The 20,346-nt window shown below is 32.2% G+C and carries 18 protein-coding genes (1 of these 18 cut by a window edge); 13 read left to right on the top strand and 5 right to left on the bottom strand.

Translation table 11 applies throughout. From position 1 onward, the window contains the following. Positions 1 to 54: 54 nt before the first annotated feature. A complete protein-coding gene (locus ACVCXO_RS10655) occupies positions 55 to 1,458 on the top strand; it encodes a PQQ-dependent sugar dehydrogenase (RefSeq protein WP_452229577.1) in 1,404 nt (467 codons plus the stop codon). Continuing rightward, complete coding sequence (locus ACVCXO_RS10660) at positions 1,458 to 2,174, top strand: SAM-dependent methyltransferase (protein ID WP_452229578.1); 717 nt, start codon at positions 1,458 to 1,460, stop codon at positions 2,172 to 2,174. Before ACVCXO_RS10655 ends, ACVCXO_RS10660 begins: the two co-directional genes overlap by 1 nt. A 3-nt stretch (positions 2,175 to 2,177) precedes the next feature. On the opposite strand, the gene ACVCXO_RS10665 is transcribed toward ACVCXO_RS10660, so the two are convergent. From ACVCXO_RS10665 to dapF, 5 genes are all read right to left on the bottom strand, one after another. Further along, positions 2,178 to 2,828, bottom strand: a complete 651-nt coding sequence (locus ACVCXO_RS10665; protein WP_452229579.1) for a peptidoglycan-binding protein LysM — start codon at positions 2,826 to 2,828, stop codon at positions 2,178 to 2,180. Between the two features lie 165 nt (positions 2,829 to 2,993). Further along, positions 2,994 to 3,902 carry a DUF2279 domain-containing protein gene (locus ACVCXO_RS10670; protein WP_452229580.1) on the bottom strand — a complete coding sequence of 303 codons (909 nt, stop codon included), beginning with the start codon at positions 3,900 to 3,902 and terminating at the stop codon, positions 2,994 to 2,996. 2 nt (positions 3,903 to 3,904) lie between these two features. Further along, positions 3,905 to 4,948, bottom strand: a complete 1,044-nt coding sequence (gene mltG, locus ACVCXO_RS10675; RefSeq protein ID WP_452229581.1) for an endolytic transglycosylase MltG — start codon at positions 4,946 to 4,948, stop codon at positions 3,905 to 3,907. Further along, complete coding sequence (locus ACVCXO_RS10680; RefSeq protein ID WP_452229582.1) at positions 4,949 to 5,473, bottom strand: GNAT family N-acetyltransferase; 525 nt, start codon at positions 5,471 to 5,473, stop codon at positions 4,949 to 4,951. Further along, positions 5,470 to 6,246 carry a diaminopimelate epimerase gene (dapF, locus tag ACVCXO_RS10685; RefSeq protein ID WP_452229583.1) on the bottom strand — a complete coding sequence of 259 codons (777 nt, stop codon included), beginning with the start codon at positions 6,244 to 6,246 and terminating at the stop codon, positions 5,470 to 5,472. The genes ACVCXO_RS10680 and dapF overlap by 4 nt, the downstream gene beginning before the upstream one ends. 138 nt (positions 6,247 to 6,384) lie before the next feature. On the opposite strand from dapF, the gene ACVCXO_RS10690 reads away from it, so the two are divergent. The 11 genes from ACVCXO_RS10690 to murQ form a co-directional block, all read left to right on the top strand. Next, the gene (locus ACVCXO_RS10690) at positions 6,385 to 7,797 is read left to right on the top strand and encodes a trypsin-like peptidase domain-containing protein (protein ID WP_452229584.1); all 1,413 of its coding nucleotides are present in this window, start codon (positions 6,385 to 6,387) and stop codon (positions 7,795 to 7,797) included. A 138-nt stretch (positions 7,798 to 7,935) separates the two neighbouring features. Further along, the gene (locus ACVCXO_RS10695; protein WP_452229585.1) at positions 7,936 to 9,384 is read left to right on the top strand and encodes a glyceraldehyde-3-phosphate dehydrogenase; all 1,449 of its coding nucleotides are present in this window, start codon (positions 7,936 to 7,938) and stop codon (positions 9,382 to 9,384) included. A 179-nt stretch (positions 9,385 to 9,563) separates the two neighbouring features. Further along, on the top strand, positions 9,564 to 10,190 hold the full coding sequence (locus ACVCXO_RS10700; protein ID WP_452229586.1) for a tRNA (guanine-N1)-methyltransferase: 627 nt from the start codon (positions 9,564 to 9,566) through the stop codon (positions 10,188 to 10,190). Positions 10,191 to 10,392: 202 nt separating this feature from the next. Then, the gene (gene trmD, locus ACVCXO_RS10705) at positions 10,393 to 11,070 is read left to right on the top strand and encodes a tRNA (guanosine(37)-N1)-methyltransferase TrmD (protein WP_452229587.1); all 678 of its coding nucleotides are present in this window, start codon (positions 10,393 to 10,395) and stop codon (positions 11,068 to 11,070) included. 31 nt (positions 11,071 to 11,101) lie between these two features. Then, on the top strand, positions 11,102 to 11,581 hold the full coding sequence (locus ACVCXO_RS10710) for a GyrI-like domain-containing protein (protein ID WP_452229588.1): 480 nt from the start codon (positions 11,102 to 11,104) through the stop codon (positions 11,579 to 11,581). A gap of 249 nt (positions 11,582 to 11,830) precedes the next feature. Continuing rightward, entirely contained in the window at positions 11,831 to 12,184 is a 354-nt protein-coding gene (rplS, locus tag ACVCXO_RS10715) for a 50S ribosomal protein L19 (protein WP_055443565.1), read from the top strand. Positions 12,185 to 13,213: 1,029 nt separating this feature from the next. Further along, a complete protein-coding gene (locus tag ACVCXO_RS10720; protein ID WP_452229589.1) occupies positions 13,214 to 13,786 on the top strand; it encodes a pentapeptide repeat-containing protein in 573 nt (190 codons plus the stop codon). Positions 13,787 to 13,935: 149 nt separating this feature from the next. Continuing rightward, positions 13,936 to 16,164, top strand: coding sequence for an NADP-dependent isocitrate dehydrogenase (locus tag ACVCXO_RS10725; protein WP_452229590.1), 2,229 nt, complete (start codon positions 13,936 to 13,938; stop codon positions 16,162 to 16,164). 83 nt (positions 16,165 to 16,247) lie between these two features. After that, the gene (locus ACVCXO_RS10730; protein ID WP_452229591.1) at positions 16,248 to 18,623 is read left to right on the top strand and encodes a TonB-dependent receptor; all 2,376 of its coding nucleotides are present in this window, start codon (positions 16,248 to 16,250) and stop codon (positions 18,621 to 18,623) included. 4 nt (positions 18,624 to 18,627) lie between these two features. Continuing rightward, the gene (locus tag ACVCXO_RS10735; protein ID WP_452229592.1) at positions 18,628 to 19,443 is read left to right on the top strand and encodes a DUF4249 domain-containing protein; all 816 of its coding nucleotides are present in this window, start codon (positions 18,628 to 18,630) and stop codon (positions 19,441 to 19,443) included. Between the two features lie 129 nt (positions 19,444 to 19,572). Beyond that, positions 19,573 to 20,346, top strand: partial view of an N-acetylmuramic acid 6-phosphate etherase gene (gene murQ / locus ACVCXO_RS10740; RefSeq protein WP_452229593.1) — the 5' portion only. 48 nt of this gene lie beyond the right edge of the window; 774 of the gene's 822 nt are visible here — the first part of the coding sequence; it begins with the start codon at positions 19,573 to 19,575; its stop codon lies off the right edge, out of view.

Raw genomic sequence — 20,346 nt, forward strand, 5'->3', positions numbered from 1 at the left:
GTTTTAGTTTATATATTTTGTAATTTAAAGCACAACTCCTTAAAACAGTACCACATGAAATCTATTATACTCTTAATAATAGCATTGTTTTCTTTTCCGTGTTTCTCTCAAAATATAAATATTGAACTTTTTGCTAGCGGACTTTCCAAACCGGTAAACGTAAAACACGCAGGTGATGATAGACTCTTTGTTGCGGAAAGAGCTGGTGTTATTAAAATCATTAATGCAGACGGCACCTTAGCAACGACGCCATTTTTAAATATCAATCCTATTGTCACTAATAGTGGTGGAGAACGAGGTTTATTAGCCATAGCTTTTCATCCAAACTATTCTACCAATGGGTATTTATTTGTAAACTATATAAATAATAGTGCAGACACGGTAATTTCTAGATTTACAAGAAACTCACTAAATACAGCAGACCCCAATTCCGAATTAGTTTTTATGAATATTAGTCAGCCATACGGTAATCACAATGGTGGAGATATGCATTTCGGTACCGATGGCTATTTATATATTTCTACAGGAGATGGAGGTTCTGGTGGTGACCCTGAAAACAGAGCACAAAACTTAACTTCCCATTTAGGAAAACTACTACGTATAGATGTGGATAATCCTGTAACTGGCGGATTGAATTATTCGATACCAGCAGACAATCCCTTTTTTAGTAATACAGAAGGCATAAAGGAAGAAATTTGGTCCTATGGCCTACGAAACCCTTGGAAGTGGTCTTTTGATAGAGACACAGGTGATATTTGGATAGCCGATGTTGGACAAAGCCAAATTGAAGAAATTAATATGGTTACCAATGGAAGCGCTCCAATCAATTACGGTTGGCGCTGCTATGAAGGAGATTCACCTTACAACACAGCAAATTGCCCTGCTACAAGCACATTAACATTCCCTGTGGCGCAATATACACATAGTAATGACGGCGCCTTTAAATGCTCGATTACCGGAGGTTATAGATATAGAGGAACAGCGCAACCTACGCTGGAAGGCTTCTATTTTTTTGCCGATTACTGTAGTGATGAAATTGGTTATGTACAAGGAGATGGAACAAATTTTAATCTAACGTTTATAGAAGATTTTGGTAGTGATGGTTTTTCTGCTTTTGGAGAAGACGTTACTGGCGAGCTATATATTGCTGGGCTTAACTCAGGAATTATTTACAAAATAATAGATGCTGATTTAAGTGTAAACGAACAAAACGTATTTAATATAAAAATGTATCCGAATCCAGTAAAAGATAGTTTAAATTTAGATTTTAGAAACACAACACAGGTAATTAAAGAAATTAATATATTTAATTTGCACGGGAAACTAGTTAAATCTATTTTAAAACCAGACTTAACTATAACCACTTTATCGACTAAAGAAATGCAAAGCGGATTGTATTTAATTGAAATTAATGCCGAAAACGGAAGCAAAAAAACGAGTAAATTTATTAAAGAGTAATGGACAATATTATCGGTAAATTATACCTTATACCTACAACATTAGGCGACAATGCGCCTTTAGAAGTTTTACCTATTTCAGTAAAAAAAGTAATAGAGCAAGTAGACACATTTATTGTTGAAAACGAAAAAAATGCAAGACGCTTTATTAAAAGCATTGCACCAAGAAAACAACAAGCTTCACTAACCTTGTTTCCTTTAAACAAGTTTACAGATCCTATGGAATTGCCAAGTTATTTAGAACCTTGTTTACAAGGAAAAAATGTTGGACTACTATCGGATGCTGGTTGCCCTGGCGTTGCAGATCCTGGAGCAGATATAGTAAAAATTGCACATGATAAAAACATACAAGTAGTTCCTTTGGTTGGACCTTCTTCTATATTATTAGCAATGATGAGTTCCGGAATGAACGGACAAAGCTTTACTTTTAATGGATATTTACCTATTGATAAAGATGAAAAGAAACAAGAGATAAAACAATTAGAGCGCCTTTCTTTCGAAAAAAATCAATCACAGCTTTTTATTGAAACGCCGTACAGAAACAATAAAATGTTAGAAGACATGTGTCAATATTTGGAAAGTAATACGCAAGTTTGTGTTGCTTGTGACATTACATTACCAACCGAATATATAAAGACGAAATCTGTAAACGAATGGAAAAAAAATAAGGTTGACCTTCATAAAAGACCAACCATTTTTATAATACATAAAAGCTAGTTACTAAATAGTACTAGCTTTTGCTTTTTTATTTGCTTTTACTAGCGAAGTATCATAACCTGAAAACTTTTTCATGTAATGTTTAATCGAAGTACCAAAGGCATCTTCAAAACCAGTTTCACCGTAACTTCTTAAGTATTTTTTTACGCTTCCAGGTCCTGCTAAATGCGCTGCAGCTAGAATTCCTGACTCGGTTACCAAAATACCATTAATGGTCATACCATTAAAACGTTTAATGTCTCTACGTAAAATCCATTTATTACGTTGTGCATTTGCAACAAATGCTTTTTCCTGTAATTCTGGGTTTTGTAAAAATTGATTCGGATTGTAGATACCAATCATTTTTAGAGTCTCTGCTCCAAATTGGTATTTTCCTAAATAACCAAATTTGTTTACGGTAAAATAATCTCCTCCAGATTCTTTAAAAGCTAATGCTTCTTTAAAACCGATAAAAGACTTTCCTAAAGTTGGTTTGAATTTTTCACTTGGTGTAGGTGTACGAAAGGCAAATACTTTATCTGACACTTCTATGGTAGCAACCACTTCTTCTTCTTCGTAATTTATTAAATCCATAACCGCTTCCGAAGAAAACGATAATTTTAATAAAGTACATATGGTTAGTAATAGCGTAAACTTTCCAATATTTTTTATCATAACGAATAATTTTTCAGTAATAATTAATAGTAATAATCACTTACAATTTTTCAGCGTGCAAATATACAACTTTTATTTTAAACCTGAAAACCAGTAGTTTATACGTTTCTAATTCAAAATTAGACGTTTATATCTTTTATTCAAAAATTAGTCGACTAAGTACATCTAAAAGTAGATAGCATGGAACTTTAATTCATTTTTATCGTTAAATTCTAACGTAGGAAAGGGTACTTTTATTACGTTCAAAACACTAAAAACAGATTTCAAGAAGTGTGAATTTGTTTTTATTCTGGTTAAATCTATATCTAGACTTAAATAATATTGTCGTTTTCTGTCTGGATTTAAAAATGCAACATCTACAGTTTCCTCATTTCCGGTAAGCATACCATCTGCTCCATAACCAAAAGCAACATTTATCCACTTTGGTATTTTATCATTCTTAAAAAAAGAACTCACGTTTGCACTTAACCAATAGGTTTGTCCGTTATAATCTTTTAAAATTTCTTCTAATAATCCTTCGCCTAACTTATCTGGTCTTTGTGAAGCATATTTTGTTTGATGAAAAGAATACTTTAAAGTGATACGCTGTTCTTTCCAAAGCAATTCTTGTCCGACGTACAATCCAGTTCCTGCCGCATTACTAATCATATCTCCCCAAGAAAAACCCCATTCTTTAGAGTAACCATCAAAAACTTCTACTACGGTTAGAAATGCGAAACCTAAAGTTGCGCCATAAAGCAATTGATCTTTTTTGCCTACACCACTCCAATGTAAAAGCTCTGCTCCTGCTCTACCTACTTGATAGGAAGAGAATACATGACCAAACTTATCCATTTGAAGCCACTCGTCATTATCATTAAGTGTATGTAGTTTTGATTTTTCATAATCGGCATACCACAATTGATTTAAACCAATTAAGGATAACCCGATTACAGAAGCTTCCGAAATTACTAAAGCATTTCGTCTTGGTACATTTAAAGAATCGCTTGGTGTAAGAAATTTATGAATTCCAGATTGTGAGAATACACTTGTAGTTATACATAAAACGAATAGTAGGTATAAAAGTATTTTCAAGATTACCTATTTATGCCTTGGCTATTAATCCAACGTACATATTCATTTCTATTTGCATTATGCTGACTCAACGTTTTTGCAAACTTATGGTATCCAAAGTTTTTCACGTTGGCAACAAAATAGTAATAGTTATGTGTTTCCGCATTTAAAACAGCATCTATTGCAGACACGTCAGGCATGGTGATTGGTCCTGGAGGAACACCTGGATATTTGTAGGTATTGTATTTAGAATCGATTTCTAAATCTTTATATAAAACCCGTTTAATGACTTGATTAAAATCATTTTCCTTTAGTTTTTTTGCATAGATAACCGTTGGATCTGCTTGTAAAGGCATTCCTTTTCTAATTCTATTTAAATATACGCCAGCAACACGAGGTCTCTCGTCTACCTTTGCCGTTTCTTTATGTACTATTGCAGCAATAGACATTACTTCGTTAATAGAAAGGTTAAGTGCTTTTCGTTTTTCATTTCTAGAAGCATTCCAAAAACTCTGATATTCTTTTAACATTTTATCTCTAAAGCCTTCTGCGGAAGTATTCCAATATATTTCATAACTATTCGGAATATACATCGATAAAGCAGATTCCTTAGTAAAACCATTTGCATTAAAAAACGTTTCGTCTTGCATTGCTTTTAAAACGGAAATACTATCTGCTTCTATTTGAAAAGCAACTCTACCAGCTAAATCTTCTAAACGTTCCTGATTATTAAAACTTAGTTTTAACGGCATGTTTTTACTTCGGATAGAATTAATAATTTCGTTATTATTCATTCCCTTTAAAACCACAAATCTTCCTGCCTTAAGGTTTGTATTGTATTTCTTTTTTTCGGCTAAAGCGTCAAAAGATTCCATATCCTTTAATAATGGAACTAGTTGCTCTCTTACATCATTATAATTTGCTTTGCTAGAAACATATATATAAGCTTCTTCATTATTAAAAGCGGTATTTGCTTTAAACATTGCTTTATATACAAAGTTTGCAAAAAATGCAGCTATTACTAAACCGATGACTAAAACTGCTATAAGTATTTTTTTAAAGTACATTTATTTATGAATGAGTTGAAAGATATATTCGTTTTTAAATTTATTGTTGACTAGACTCCAGTCCTTTTTTAATCCTATTTCTTGAAATCCTTGATTGGTAAAAAGCTTCTGACTTGCGGTATTGTCTTCCGAAATATTACAATATAACTGATGTAAACCTAAATGTGTAAAACAATAATTAACCAATAAATGCAAGGCTTCTTTACCAAAACCTTTTTGTCTGTTAGCTTCTTCTTTTACCAATATACCAATTCCTGCACGACGGTTTTTAAAATCGAAATCAAAAACATCAATCATACCAAGAGCAACATCGTCATAACCACAAATAACTAATCGCAATTGCTTTACTTCGTAAATATCTTTATGTGCATGCTCTAAATATTGTTTGATTAAATATTTAGAATATGGGGTTATGGTATTGCTAATTTCCCAAATACTTTCGTCATTTTCAATCGTATGAATAAACGCTAAGTCTTCTGGTTCTAAAGCTCGTAAATAGATGTTCTCGCCTTTTAATGTAATCATGAAATTATGCCTTTAAAAACTTGTTTTGCAGGACCTATTAACCAAATATCTTGATATGCATTGCCTTTTTTAGCAAAAGACACTTGTAATTCTCCTCCTTCTACTTGTAAGGTTATTAGATTTTTTTCTGTTTCACCAATATAATGCATGGCTAGAGCAACAGCGGTAACACCGGTTCCACAAGATAAAGTTTCGTCTTCTACACCGCGTTCATACGTTCGAACAGCAAAAGTATCTTCGTTTATTTTCGAAACAAAGTTGACATTCGTTCCTGCTTCATTATAAGGACTGCCATATCTAATTTTTGCGCCTTCGGTTTTTATATCCAATCCTTTAAGATTAGCCTCCTTTTGCACATGATGTGGTGATCCTGTATTTAAAAAAATATGATTTGCATGTTTTTCTACTTGTTCCACATCTTGCATGTGAAGCTTAATAATATCCCCTTCTATAATAGCATCATGCATACCATCAATAGCTTCAAAAGTTGCATGGTCTTTTACAATGTTTAAAAATTTTGCAAAAGCGACAATACATCTTCCTCCATTTCCACACATGGTACTTTCGTTTCCATCTGCATTAAAATATACCATTTTAAAATCTGCAGTTTCATGATTTTCTAGTAATATCAATCCGTCGGCTCCAACACCAAAACGTCTATCACATAAAAAAGCGATTTGTTTGGTATCTTTTTTATTAAACGTTTTTAGACGATTATCAAGCATTACAAAATCGTTTCCTGTTCCTTGATATTTATAAAAAGTGTGTGTCATTAAATAGAAATTATTACGACAAATATAGTAATATTAAACTGTATTCTTAGGTGTTAAATACGCGTTAAAGTTGAATTTATTAAACAACATTTTTTTAATTTTAATCGTTAACCTTTTATACTAAACAGATATATTACTATGAAAAAGATTTTATCCCTATTATTCGTTTCGGCATTAGGAGGAGCAATTACTCTAGGTGCTTATAAAACTTTTATTGAAAAGGAACAACAAGTTGTAATACAACCAAACCAAGAACAACCTTTTACCGTTCCTGTAAATCATACAAGCAACGTTGGTTTTATTGCAGAAACAGATGTGAATTTTGTTTCGGCAGCAGAAAAGACAATTCATACTGTGGTACACGTAAAAAACACGACCGTAAATTCTAGTCAAATGACTTTTGAAGATTTATTTTACGGCAGACAAACACAGCGTGCGCAAATAGGTACTGGTTCTGGAGTCATTATTTCGCCAGATGGTTATATTATAACCAACAACCATGTTATTGCTGGTTCTAGAGAGCTTTCTGTGACCTTAAATAATAACAAAACTTATGATGCGACCATTATTGGTGCTGATGAAAAAACAGATATTGCTTTAATTAAAATTGAAACAGACGAAGAATTACCATTTACCACTTTTGGCGATAGTGACGAAGCAAAAATTGGCGAATGGGTTTTAGCTGTTGGTAATCCATTTAACTTAACGTCTACGGTTACTGCAGGAATTATAAGCGCAAAATCTAGAGATTTATCGGGTTTAAGTAACCAATCTTTTATTCAAACAGATGCGGCTGTAAATCCTGGGAATTCTGGTGGTGCCTTAGTAAATACACATGGAGATTTAATAGGAATTAATACTGCAATCACCTCCCAAACTGGTTCTTATATTGGCTATTCTTTTGCTGTACCAAGTAATATTGCAAAGAAAGTGGTTCAAGATATCATGGAATTTGGTAATGTACAAAACGGAATCCTTGGTGTTTCCGGAAGTCCTATTAGTGCTGGTTATGCTGAGAAATTCGGATTAAATACTTCAGAAGGATTCTATATTGAAGAAGTAGAAGAAGATTCTGGCGCAGATATCGCAGGATTAAAAAGTGGCGATATTATTCAGAAATTGGAGAATATCGAGATTAAAAAGTTTTCCGATCTAAAAGGATTTTTAAATTCGAAAAGCCCTAATGATGTTATAAATGTTACTGTTTTAAGAAATGGAGAGCAAAAAGTATTTCCAGTAACTTTACTAAAAAACGAAACTTTAACGGTTCCTATAATAGGTGTTATTAAAAACGCGAAACCTAAAGACCTAAAAAAATACAACACCGATAATGGGGTGAAAATCGCCAAATTGACGAGTAATGAAAACTATTTGGGCTATTGGATGAATAATGGTGTACAAGTCGGTGATATTATTACTGCAATAAATGATACTAAAGTAAATAGTATTGAAGATGTACAAGCGATTATTAAAAACAGACATACCAATGCATTATTACGTATTGAACTAATAAATTCTAAAGGGGAAAAAGAAAGATATAATTTTAGATAATCCCGTTGGTAAACCCATTTTATTACGAACGCTCTAGTCTTTTCTAGAGCGTTTTTATTTTATTTAAAATAAGCTACGAAAACGTTTGAAATATACTACTTTTGCAAAAAATTTAACAACACAAAAAAATATTTAACCATGCCTATTAACGAAACTTATGAAAGCGAATTAGCTTTTCAAGCAGATAGACGTAGAGCTACTGTAGAATTTATTAAAATAGTTAGCGACCTTTGGTACGATAAATCTATCGAACTGGTTATTTTTAGAAATCAATTAATAGATAAAAATGTTAGTGACATTTTAAATCTACATGAATACGCTTGTGAGTTTGTACAAAAGCCTATTTCTATTTTTGATTCTGTAGAAATTGCGCAAGCTATTAACACATTAGACCTTCCTCCTGCAAAATTAGACATTGGTAAATTAACATATGAATATCATATAGAAGAAGGAAAGTACAATAATGCTACAGCATTTGTTGCAGACAAGCTTAAAGATGCTAGTAAAAACGGAGCTATTACACCTAAAGATGTTGTGCTTTATGGTTTTGGAAGAATTGGTCGTTTAGTTGCTAGAGAATTAATGACGAAAGCAGGTAAAGGAACCCAATTACGTTTACGAGCAATTGTTACTCGCGGCGCTGTGGATGCAACCGTTTTAGAAAAAAGAGCTTCTTTATTACGTAACGATTCTGTACATGGTGATTTTTCAGGAACTGTTTCTATAGATGTAGAAAATAACGCATTAATTATTAATGGTACCACTGTAAATATTATTTCAGCAAACGCTCCAGAAGATATAGATTATACAAAATACGATATTAATAATGCTTTAGTTATTGATAATACTGGTGCTTTTAGAGATAACGAAGCGTTAAGCAGACATTTAAAATCTAAGGGCGTAGATAAAGTATTACTTACTGCTCCAGGAAAAGGAGTACCAAATATTGTGCATGGTGTAAACCATACCGAGCATAATCCAGATGAAGTACATATTTTTTCTGCAGCATCTTGTACCACCAATGCAATTACACCCGTTTTAAAAGCAATGGAAGATTCTTTCGGCGTAAAATCTGGACATTTAGAAACAATTCATGCGTATACTAATGATCAGAATTTAGTAGATAATTTTCATAGCAAATACAGACGTGGTCGTGCAGCAGCATTAAATATGGTAATTACAGAAACTGGCGCCGGAAAAGCGGTTAGTAAAGCCTTACCAAGTTTAGAAGGAAAATTAACTTCTAATGCTATTCGAGTTCCTGTGCCTAACGGATCTTTAGCTATTTTAAATTTAGAGCTAGAAAACCCAACTTCTATTGAAGGTATAAATACCATCATGAAAAAATATGCACTAGAAGGAGATTTAGTAGAACAAATAAAGTATGAGTTAAGTGACGAATTAGTATCTAGTGATATTGTTGGTTGCTCTGCTCCTTCTATTTATGATAGTAAAGCAACTATTGTGAGAGAAGATGGTAAAAACGCCATCTTATATATATGGTATGATAATGAATACGGGTATAGCCATCAAGTAGTTCGCTTAGCAAAATATATAGCAAAAGTTAGAAGACATACTTATTATTAATAGTAACATCTAAATTTTAATTAGCAACGTATATATTAGAGCCTCACTTTTGTGAGGCTTTTTAATTAAAAAAATTTTATGTTAAATGCATTTATCCCGAAGCATTTTGAAGAGTATTTAGCATCTAAATAAACATAATTTCTTATTTTCGTAAAAAATAAACCAAACTAATTTACTAAATGAATTCTTTTAAATTTATTATAATTCTATCTATATCTTTATTCTGTACATCCATTAGCGCCCAAACGGAAAACAACGAAGAAGAAGACAAACTTTCATTAAATACTGGTACCATAGATAATCAGTTTGAATACATTTTAAGAAAATCTGGTAATTTTAAAGGAACCAACGGACAACCTTATGAAGCGGTTAAACGTAGTATGTTCCTTACGCTACAAGCACATACTATTGATTCTTTAAAAACAATTCATAAAGAACTAGCCGAAACACAAGCTGTTGTTACTAGCCAATCGAAAGAAATTGCTACATTAAAAACGAGCTTAGCCAACACACAAGGCACATTAAACCAAACCAACGAAGAAAAAGACAGCATGTCTTTATTCGGAATGCTAATGAGTAAATCTGGTTATAATATTTTAATGTGGTCTATTATTGGTGGTCTACTAGCGTTTTTACTATTTTTTATCTACAAATTTAAAAATAGTAACGCAATTACTAGAGATGCCAATAAGTCTTTAGCAGAAATTGAAGAAGAATTTGAAGAGCACAGAAAAATAGCTTTAGAGCGTGAGCAAAAAGTTAGAAGACAACTACAAGACGAATTAAACAAACAAAAAAACAGTTAACCGTTTTTAAACACCATATTAGTTAAAGATCTGTAAATTCTGTTTACAGATCTTTTTTTTTGTAAACATGCAAACCAAAACGACTTATCTAAACCTATTTCATCTTTTTTATTATAATCCTAATACGCTTTAAATCGGGATTCGTAAAAACCTTTCTTTTTCATCTTATTCTTTGCATCTTTGCAACTTATACTAAAGACTCATGAGAATTGATATCATAACCGTTTTACCAGAATTACTAGAAAGCCCGTTTAGCGCTTCTATACTTAAACGTGCCATTGAAGCTGGCTTGGTAGAAGTACACTTTCATAATTTACGTGATTATACCACAGACAACTATAAATCTATTGACGACACCCAGTTTGGTGGTGGCGCAGGAATGGTAATGATGATCGAGCCAATAGATAAATGTATTACCAAACTAAAGGAAGAACGCGATTATGATGAAGTTATATATATGACTCCAGATGGCGAAACCTTAAATCAAGGAATGGCGAATCACCTTTCTTTAAAGGAAAACATTATTATTCTTTGCGGACATTATAAAGGTGTAGACCAACGCGTTCGCGATCTTTTTATCACGAAAGAAATTTCTATTGGAGATTATGTTTTATCTGGTGGTGAACTTGGTGCAGCTGTTTTATGCGATGCTTTAATACGATTAATTCCTGGCGTATTGGGAAATGAAACTTCTGCTTTAACAGATTCTTTTCAAGACAATTTATTAGCGCCTCCTATTTATACAAAACCAAGAGCGTATAAAGGATTGGAAGTTCCGGAATTACTATTTAGTGGGAACCATGCAAAAATTGAAAAATGGCGAGAAGAACAAGCATACCAACGCACTAAAGATAGAAGACCTGATTTATTAGAAGATTAATTTTAAATTTTTCCATCTAAAAAAAAGCAAAATGCAACCAAGAATAGAATCTATCTCTGGAAAAAAATTAGTCGGACAATCTATTAAAATGTCTTTAATAGATAATAAAACATTCGAGCTGTTCTCTGGTTTTATGCCAAATAGAAAACAAGTAAAAAATAGTATTGGTAGTGCTATTTATGAAATAACAGAATACAGTATCGATCATTTTAAAAGCTTCCATCCGAATAATACGTTTACAAAATGGGCTACTATGGAAGTGGAAAACTTTGATAATATACCAGAAGAAATGCATCATATTTCTATAGAAAGCGGATTATACGCTGTTTTTACCTACAAAGGATTAGCGAAAGACTTTTCGAAGGTGATGCAATATATTTTTACAGAATGGTTACAAAAATCGGAATACGCTTTAGACAACAGAGCACATTTTAATGTACTTGGAGACAAATACATTAAAGATTCCCCAGACGCTGAAGAAGAGGTATATATTCCGATAAAGCTAAAATAAAGAAACTATCCTTTTACAGGAACCTCGATTTGTGTTAAGGATAGTAGTGACATCCTTTTTTGAGTTCCGATAAAAAGATATAACGAATAGCCTGACGCTACGGAACTTAAGTGAAGTAGCGGGACACCAAAAAAAATAAACTTTTAGCTTTTATCTATTAACTTTTTAACTATCTTTGCACCACTTTTGAGTTAACCTCTGGCGAGAATCGCGAATGTTGCCTTGAAATAACTAATAAAATTAATAAAGATGGAATCTTTAATAAAATTTGTACAAGACGAATTTGTAACAAGAAAAGACTTTCCAGAGTTCGGAGCTGGAGACACTATTACAGTGTATTACGAAATTAGAGAAGGAGAAAAAGTACGTACACAGTTCTTTAGAGGTGTTGTTTTACAACGCAGAGGAACTGGATCTTCAGAAACATTCACTATTAGAAAAATGTCTGGAACTGTTGGTGTAGAACGTATTTTCCCTGTAAACTTACCTGCTTTACAAAAGGTAGAAGTAAACAAAAGAGGAAAAGTTCGTAGAGCTCGTATCTTTTACTTTAGAGGTCTTACTGGTAAGAAAGCTAGAATTACAGAAAAAAGACGCAAATAAGTATCTGCGTTTCATAATTTTAAAAAGCCTTGAGAAATCAAGGCTTTTTTTCGTCCAAACGTTATCAACAAAAGTTAATAAACGAAGTTGATAAGTCGTTGATAACTAACGACTTGAAAAATTTGTTTTTTTAAGATCTTGTCTTATATTAGCTAAAGAATTACATATCACATCTGTGAGTTTCTTATTAAAAGAGAATGAAAATTGAAATTCTATTAAAGACTCGTTCTTTAATTTTACTTATTATTTTTAGAGGTTTTAGAATTTTAACAAATTTATTTTTTTCTGACACGAGGCGAATTTTTTAAGCATAGCATTAGTTATGGTTTAAAAATTTAACGCTGAAGCAGGGAAAAAGAAAGCGATAAAAAATAAAACAAATAAAAATAAAAAGTAATAGATTGTTTTTTGAGGTTTTGAAGAAACATATGTAAATGTGTTTATCTGAAAAATCATGAAATCTTTAAAAGTACTACATACTTAGGTAGATAGTGACTACAAAGATAGAAAGCTTCCAGAAATAGTTTAAGCGAAAGTAAAAACTAGAAAAGGATGCAATGTTTAAAAGAAATGCAACACGCAAGTGAAACAAAGAAACCTAAACATCAAGAAAAACAGTTAATCGAAACATTTTAGTAACAAGTCAATACATTTTGAAAGTTACAACATAAAATGTTTTATTGAATTAGTGCAACTTGAATCTACATGTTCTAAAACGTAAGTTTTGAAACCAAATTTAACAGCAATGTTAAATAGATCACGCTAAACTATTTCAAAAGAAGCCATATCCCACTAGATTAAATTCTATGTGATATGGCTTTTGTATTTTATATACCAATTTAAACATAAAGTGTCGTTCCTACTTTGTTTCTCTTTCATCCCAAATTCCATAAACAATGAAACCGTAACCGCGCTACCCTTCCATTTTTAAAATAAGTAAACAAAAAATAATTCAAATATAAGAATGCCACATTTTATCCTTAATTTGGTATTCTATATTTTCTATCCATTTACGAAAAGCATTTTTAAATGAACCTTCCTTTTATAAACGACAAAACGCATAACAATAAAGACTATTCTACTACCGAATTATCTAAAGCAGAATATGATAATTGCACCTTTACAAATTGTGTGTTTACCGATAGTTATTTAACTAGCAACTCTTTTTTAGAGTGCTCATTTATAGATTGTAACTTAAGTAATGTTAAAGCCAAAGGAGTTACATTTAAAGATGTACACTTTGTAAATTGTAAAATGATTGGTTTTCCTTTTAATGAATGTAATTCTTTTCTTTTAGAACTGCACTTTAAAGATTGTAATTTAAGCTTTGCTTCTTTTTACCAATTAAACATTAAAAACACAAACTTTAATTCCTGCAATTTGGAGTCCGTGGATTTTACAGAAACCAATATAACAAAAGCATCCTTTGCGAACAGTAATTTAGCAAAAGCTATTTTTGAAAACACAAACCTGGAAAAAGCAGATTTTACAACCGCAAAAAACTACACGATAGCTCCAGATAAAAACAAAATAAAAGGTGCCAAATTTAGTAAAGATGGTCTATTTGGACTCTTAAGTATGTATCAAATTAAAATCGAATAAAACATAATTCATAAAAAATAGGAACCTTTTTTAAAAGCTTCATATTTATTAAATATCCAAACACTAGTTACTTCCATTAATAATTGGTTTTTTGTATATTTACACAGCTTAATTTATAAGCAATATTTAATTCAGTAAACAAATTACACATGACAAAAATTTCTACAATAATTTATACTAAAACAGATGAAGCACCAGCATTAGCTACGCATTCATTTTTACCAATAGTTCAAGCTTTTACAAACTCTGCAGGAGTAAAAGTAGAAACAAGAGACATTTCTTTAGCATCGAGAATACTTGCTGTATTTTCAGATATGTTACCAGAAGACCAACGTGTTAAGGATACTTTGGCCGAATTAGGTGAATTAGTAAAAAAACCAGAAGCGAATATTATAAAACTACCTAATATTAGTGCATCTGTACCACAATTGAAAGCAGCAATTAAAGAATTACAAGCAAAAGGATATGGATTACCAAACTATCCAGATGAACCAGAAACTGCAGAAGAAAAAGATATTAAATTGCGCTATGATAAAGTAAAAGGTAGTGCGGTAAACCCAATATTACGTGAAGGAAACTCCGATCGTCGTGCTCCAAAAGCTGTAAAGAATTACGCAAAAAAGAATCCACATTCTATGGGAGCTTGGAGCAAAGATTCTAAAACACATGTTGCTACTATGACACATGGTGATTTTTACCACAATGAAAAATCAGTAACACTTGCCGAAGCTACCACCATTAAAATTGTACATAAAGACGCTAAAGGCAATGAAACTATTTTAAAAGAAGGGTTAGATTTACTTCCAGGAGAAATTATTGATGCTACAATAATGAGCAAAACAGCATTGATCGAATTTTTAGAAGAACAAGTAGAAGATGCTTTAGATAAAAGTGTATTGTTTTCATTACACATGAAAGCAACCATGATGAAAGTTAGTGATCCAATTATATTTGGTCATGCTGTACGTGTTTTCTTCCATGATTTATTTAAAAAACATGCTAAGACATTCGAAAAAATTGGTGTAGATGTTAATAATGGTTTTGGAAACTTATTAGAAAAATTAAGCGAATTACCAGAAGATAAACGAGATGCTATACGCGAAGATATAAGATATGCTTTGCATCATAGTGCAGATTTAGCAATGGTAAATAGTGATAGAGGAATTACAAATCTACATGTACCAAGTGACGTTATTATTGATGCATCTATGCCTGCAATGATTCGTACTTCTGGACAAATGTGGAATGCAGATGGTAAACTTCAAGATACTAAAGCAGTAATTCCGGATAGTAGTTATGCTGGAATTTATGACGCAACTATAAAGTTTTGTAAAAAACATGGCGCTTTTGATCCTACAACAATGGGAACTGTTCCTAATGTTGGACTTATGGCTCAAAAAGCAGAAGAGTATGGTTCTCATGATAAGACTTTCGAAATAGCATCTAAAGGAAAAGTAAACGTAATAGATGCCGAAGGTAATGTCCTTTTAAGTCATAAAGTAGAAGCTGGAGATATCTGGAGAATGTGCCAAGTAAAGGATGCACCAGTTCAAGATTGGGTGAAATTAGCGGTTACTAGAGCTAGAGCTTCTCAAACTCCTGCTGTTTTTTGGTTAGACAAGAAAAGAGCACATGATGCCGAATTAATTAAAAAAGTAAATAAATACCTCTTAGATCATGATACTTCTGGTTTAGATATTAGAATTCTTGCTCCTTTTGAAGCAACTAATTTTACACTAGAAAGAGTTAAAGATGGTAAAGATACTATTTCAGTTTCTGGAAACGTGTTACGTGATTACTTAACCGATTTATTCCCTATTTTAGAATTAGGTACCTCTGCAAAAATGTTATCTATTGTTCCTTTAATGAGTGGTGGTGGTTTATTTGAAACTGGTGCCGGAGGATCTGCTCCTAAACACGTGCAACAATTTGTAGAAGAAAATCATTTACGTTGGGATTCTTTAGGTGAATTTTTAGCACTTGCTGTTTCTTTAGAACATTTAGGAGAAACAAATAATAACGATAGAGCTTTAGTTTTAAGTGAAACTCTAGACGAAGCAACAGAGAAATTATTAGAAAATAAAAAAGGTCCTTCTCGTAAAGTAAACGAATTGGATAATAGAGGAAGTCATTTTTATTTAGCAATGTATTGGGCTGAAGCATTAGCAAACCAAACAAAAGATGCGGATTTAAAAGAAACCTTTACTGCTATTGCTAAGTCTTTGAGTGAAAACGAAGAAGTAATTGTTAACGAATTAAATAAAGTACAAGGTAAACCGGTGAAAATGGGAGGCTATTATGAGCCAAATGACGACTTAACTAGCAAAGCAATGAAACCTAGTAAAACTTTTAATACTATTATAAATAGTATTAAATAATCTAAACTTAATGTATAAAAAGCTCCTTTCAAGGGGCTTTTTTTATACTTTTATGTCAAATGAATTTTAAAATTTGTTAGTATATGTTTAAAAAACAAAAGCTTCTATTTTTTTTATGCTTCCTTACTATATCCTTTTTATCTGCACAGGAGAAATTTACTTTTAGCGGAACCATCCAAGAAGCAACAAGTAATGAAACGCTAATTAGTGTAAACATAATTATTCCAGAGCTACAAACAGGAACAACAACAAATGAGTATGGCTTCTACTCTATTACTTTACCCAAAGGAAACTACAAAGTGATTATAAGCTACATTGGTTTTGCAGATGTTGTCGAAACGATTAACCTTTCCCAAGACATTTCCAAAAATTATAGTTTAGTAGAGACTACTCAAAATCTAGACGAAGTGGTTATTAAAGAAAATGTGGAAAGACTAAATATAAAAAAACCACAGATGAGTGTAAACGCACTTTCTTCAAGTACCATCAAACAAATCCCTGCCATACTTGGCGAACCAGATGTTATAAAAGCAATAACCATGCTTCCCGGAGTTACAACTGCTGGCGAAGGTGCTTCTGGTTTTAATGTTCGTGGTGGTGCTGCAGACCAAAATTTAATTTTGTTAGATGAAGCTACTATTTACAATTCTTCCCATTTATTTGGTTTCTTTTCCGTTTTTAATCCGGACGCCATAAAAGATTTGAAATTATACAAAGGCGGAATTCCCGCACGTTATGGCGGTCGTGTTTCTTCCGTTTTAGATATCTACCAAAAAGAAGGGAACAGTAATTCGTTTCACGCCAATGGAGGAATTGGTATTGTTTCTAGTAGATTATTGATTGAAGGTCCAATAAAAAAAGAGAAAGCATCTTTCCTTTTAGGTGGAAGATCTTCCTATGCACATTTATTTCTTCCACTTTTTGATGTAGATAGCAAAGCATATTTCTACGATTTAAACACTAAAATAAGCTACAAAATCAACAAAAATAACAATGTCTATTTATCAGGTTATTTTGGTAGAGATGTATTTAGTTTGAGTGATAGTTTTAAAAATACCTATGGCAATTCCGTTTTAAACTTTAGATGGAACCATTTATTCTCCAATAAACTATTCTCCAATGCTTCGTTAATTTATTCGGATTATTACTATGGCTTAGATTTAAACTTTGTTGGATTCAAATGGAATTCTGGAATTAGAAACTTCAATTTCAAATACGATTTAAAACACTACCTAAACGATAAAATAAAATTGCAATATGGTTTAAATAGTATTTATCATAAATTTAATCCTGGTGAGATTGAACCTGCAGGAACATCCTCTGGAATAAACCCAAGAAAGTTAATTGATAAATATGCTTTTGAAAATGCGATATATATAGATGCCGAACATAAACTATCCGATAAACTTACTGCTTCTTATGGGTTACGCTATAGTTCTTTTTTACGCTTGGGTCAAAAAGAATTAAATGTGTACGAAAATGATAACCCCATTCTTTTTAATGAGGAGCTTCAAATTTATGAAAAAGCAAATCCTATCGGTACAGAAACAGCTAGCAAAAGTGATGTGTTAGAATCGTTTGGAAATTTAGAACCAAGACTTGCACTTGCTTATCAATTAAATCCTAACTCCTCCATTAAAGCAAGTTATAACAGATTAAGTCAATATTTACATTTACTTTCTAATACCAGTTCTCCAACACCTTTAGATGTTTGGACACCAAGTGGAAAGTATGCCAAACCACAATTATTAGATCAAGTTGCTATTGGTTATTTCAAAAATTTCAACAACAAAATATTTTCTTTAGAAGTAGAATCCTTTTATAAAAAAGTAAAAAACAGAATAGATTATATAGATGGCGCCGACTTAATTGCTAACGATGCCATTGAACAGGTAATTTTAAACGGCAAAGCAAGAGCATACGGTTTAGAAATTTTATTCCGAAAAAACGAAGGCCGTTTTAAAGGATGGTTTGCCTATACATTATCGAAATCAGAACAACAAACTCCAGGAAGAACAGCCGTTGAAACAGGAATAAATAATGGAAATTGGTATAATACTCCTTATGATAAAACACATGACGTGTCTATTACAGGAAGTTATGACCTAAATGAAAAATGGACTTTAAACGCTAATTTCTTACTACAATCCGGACAACCAGTTACCTACCCAAATGGTCAATATGAATACAATGGTGTAACCATACCAAGCTATACAAACCGAAACGAATTTAGATTGCCAACATATCATCGTTTAGATATTTCGGCAAATTACACCCCAAAACCAGACAAACAGAAAGGATGGCAAAGCTATTGGGTTTTTGGTGTTTATAATATGTATAATAAACGCAATGCAGCATCTATAAGTTTTAGAGAAAACGTAGATACTGGAGCAAATGAAGCTGTACGACTTTCCATTTTTGGTATAGTTCCTTCTGTTTCCTATAATTTTAAATTTTAAGAATATGAAAAGATTACTCATGCTACCAATACTAACTATTTTCCTATTTTCTTGTGAGGATGTTGTAGATATAGACTTACCAAATTCAGAGCCTAGATTAGTTATTGACGCTTCCATTAATTGGTTTAAAGACACGCCAGGAAATGAACAATCTATAAAATTGACATTGTCTGCTCCATTTTATGACAACGAAATTCCGCCTGCAAATAATGCGCAAGTGATTATTATGGATGCAAATAATAACAGCTTTCAATTTTTAGAAGAAGACCAAACAGGAATCTATTACAATACCACATTCGTTCCTGAAATTAATGGTACCTATAACTTAAGTATTAATTATAACGGCGAACTTTTTACAGCAACCGAAACTTTAAAATCCGTAGCAGAAATTGAATATGTAGAACAAGATTTAGAAGGTGGGTTTTCAGGAGAAGAAACAGAAATAAAAGCCTATTTCACAGATCCTGTAGACGAAGAAAACTATTATTTTTTCGAGTATACTCCAAGTATAAATATGCCTGCTACATTAGATACCTTTAAAGATGAATTTGTAAATGGTAATGAAATTTTCGGCTTTTATATCGAAGAAGATCTAGATTCAGGGGAAAGTGTAATCATAAGAAATTATGGTGTTTCCCAACGTTTCTATGAGTTCATGTTTATTCTTTTACAACAAAGTAGTGAAGATGGTGGTGGTCCTTTTGAAACCCAACCTGCAACTGTTCGCGGTAATTGCATCAATCAAACCAATGCTCAAAATTTTCCTTTTGGGTATTTTAGATTGTCCGAAGTTTCTGAATTTAATTATACCGTCGAGTAATACTATTTGGGCGTTTCCATACAAAACCTTGAAGTTTTGTATCGTCGTGCTGTACACTATATCTTTTGCAAAAGCAAAAGGATGCCGTTTCCATCACTAACGCAAAACAAAAATCCGTATTTTTACAAAATGACATTTATAAAAACCACAGAACAAGACTCCAATTATAATCATCTAGAAAAGATGACAATTTCAGAGTTACTAAAAAATATAAATACAGAAGATAAAACAGTGCCTCAAGCTGTAGATAACGCATTACCACAAATTGAAAAATTAGTAGAACAAATCGTTTTAAAACTGAAATCTGGTGGAAGGTTATTTTATTTAGGCGCAGGAACAAGTGGTCGTTTAGGAATTTTAGATGCCAGTGAATGTCCTCCTACTTTTGGTGTCTCACCTGATTTAGTAATTGGTATTATTGCCGGTGGAGATACAGCCATTAGAAATGCTGTAGAATTCGCCGAAGACTCCACAAATCTAGGTTGGAAAGATTTGCAAGCATATCATGTAAATAACAAAGATGTTGTTGTTGGTATTGCTGCCTCCGGAACTACTCCTTATGTAATTGCTGCATTGGAAGTATGTAACGACAACAATATAATAACAGGTTGTATTACTTGTAACCAAAGCAGTCCATTATCACAAACTGCACAATTCCCAATTGAAGTAGTTGTCGGACCCGAATTTGTAACCGGAAGTTCAAGAATGAAAGCAGGAACAGCGCAAAAATTAGTTCTTAATATGTTAACCACTACTACCATGATTCAATTAGGTCATATTAAAGGTAATAAAATGGTGGATATGCAATTAAGCAATAATAAACTTGTACATAGAGGTATTAGAATGATTATGCAAGAAATAAATGTTACCGAAAAAACGGCAGAACAACTACTTAAAGAACAC

It is taken from the genome of Lacinutrix sp. MEBiC02404 (assembly GCF_053601575.1).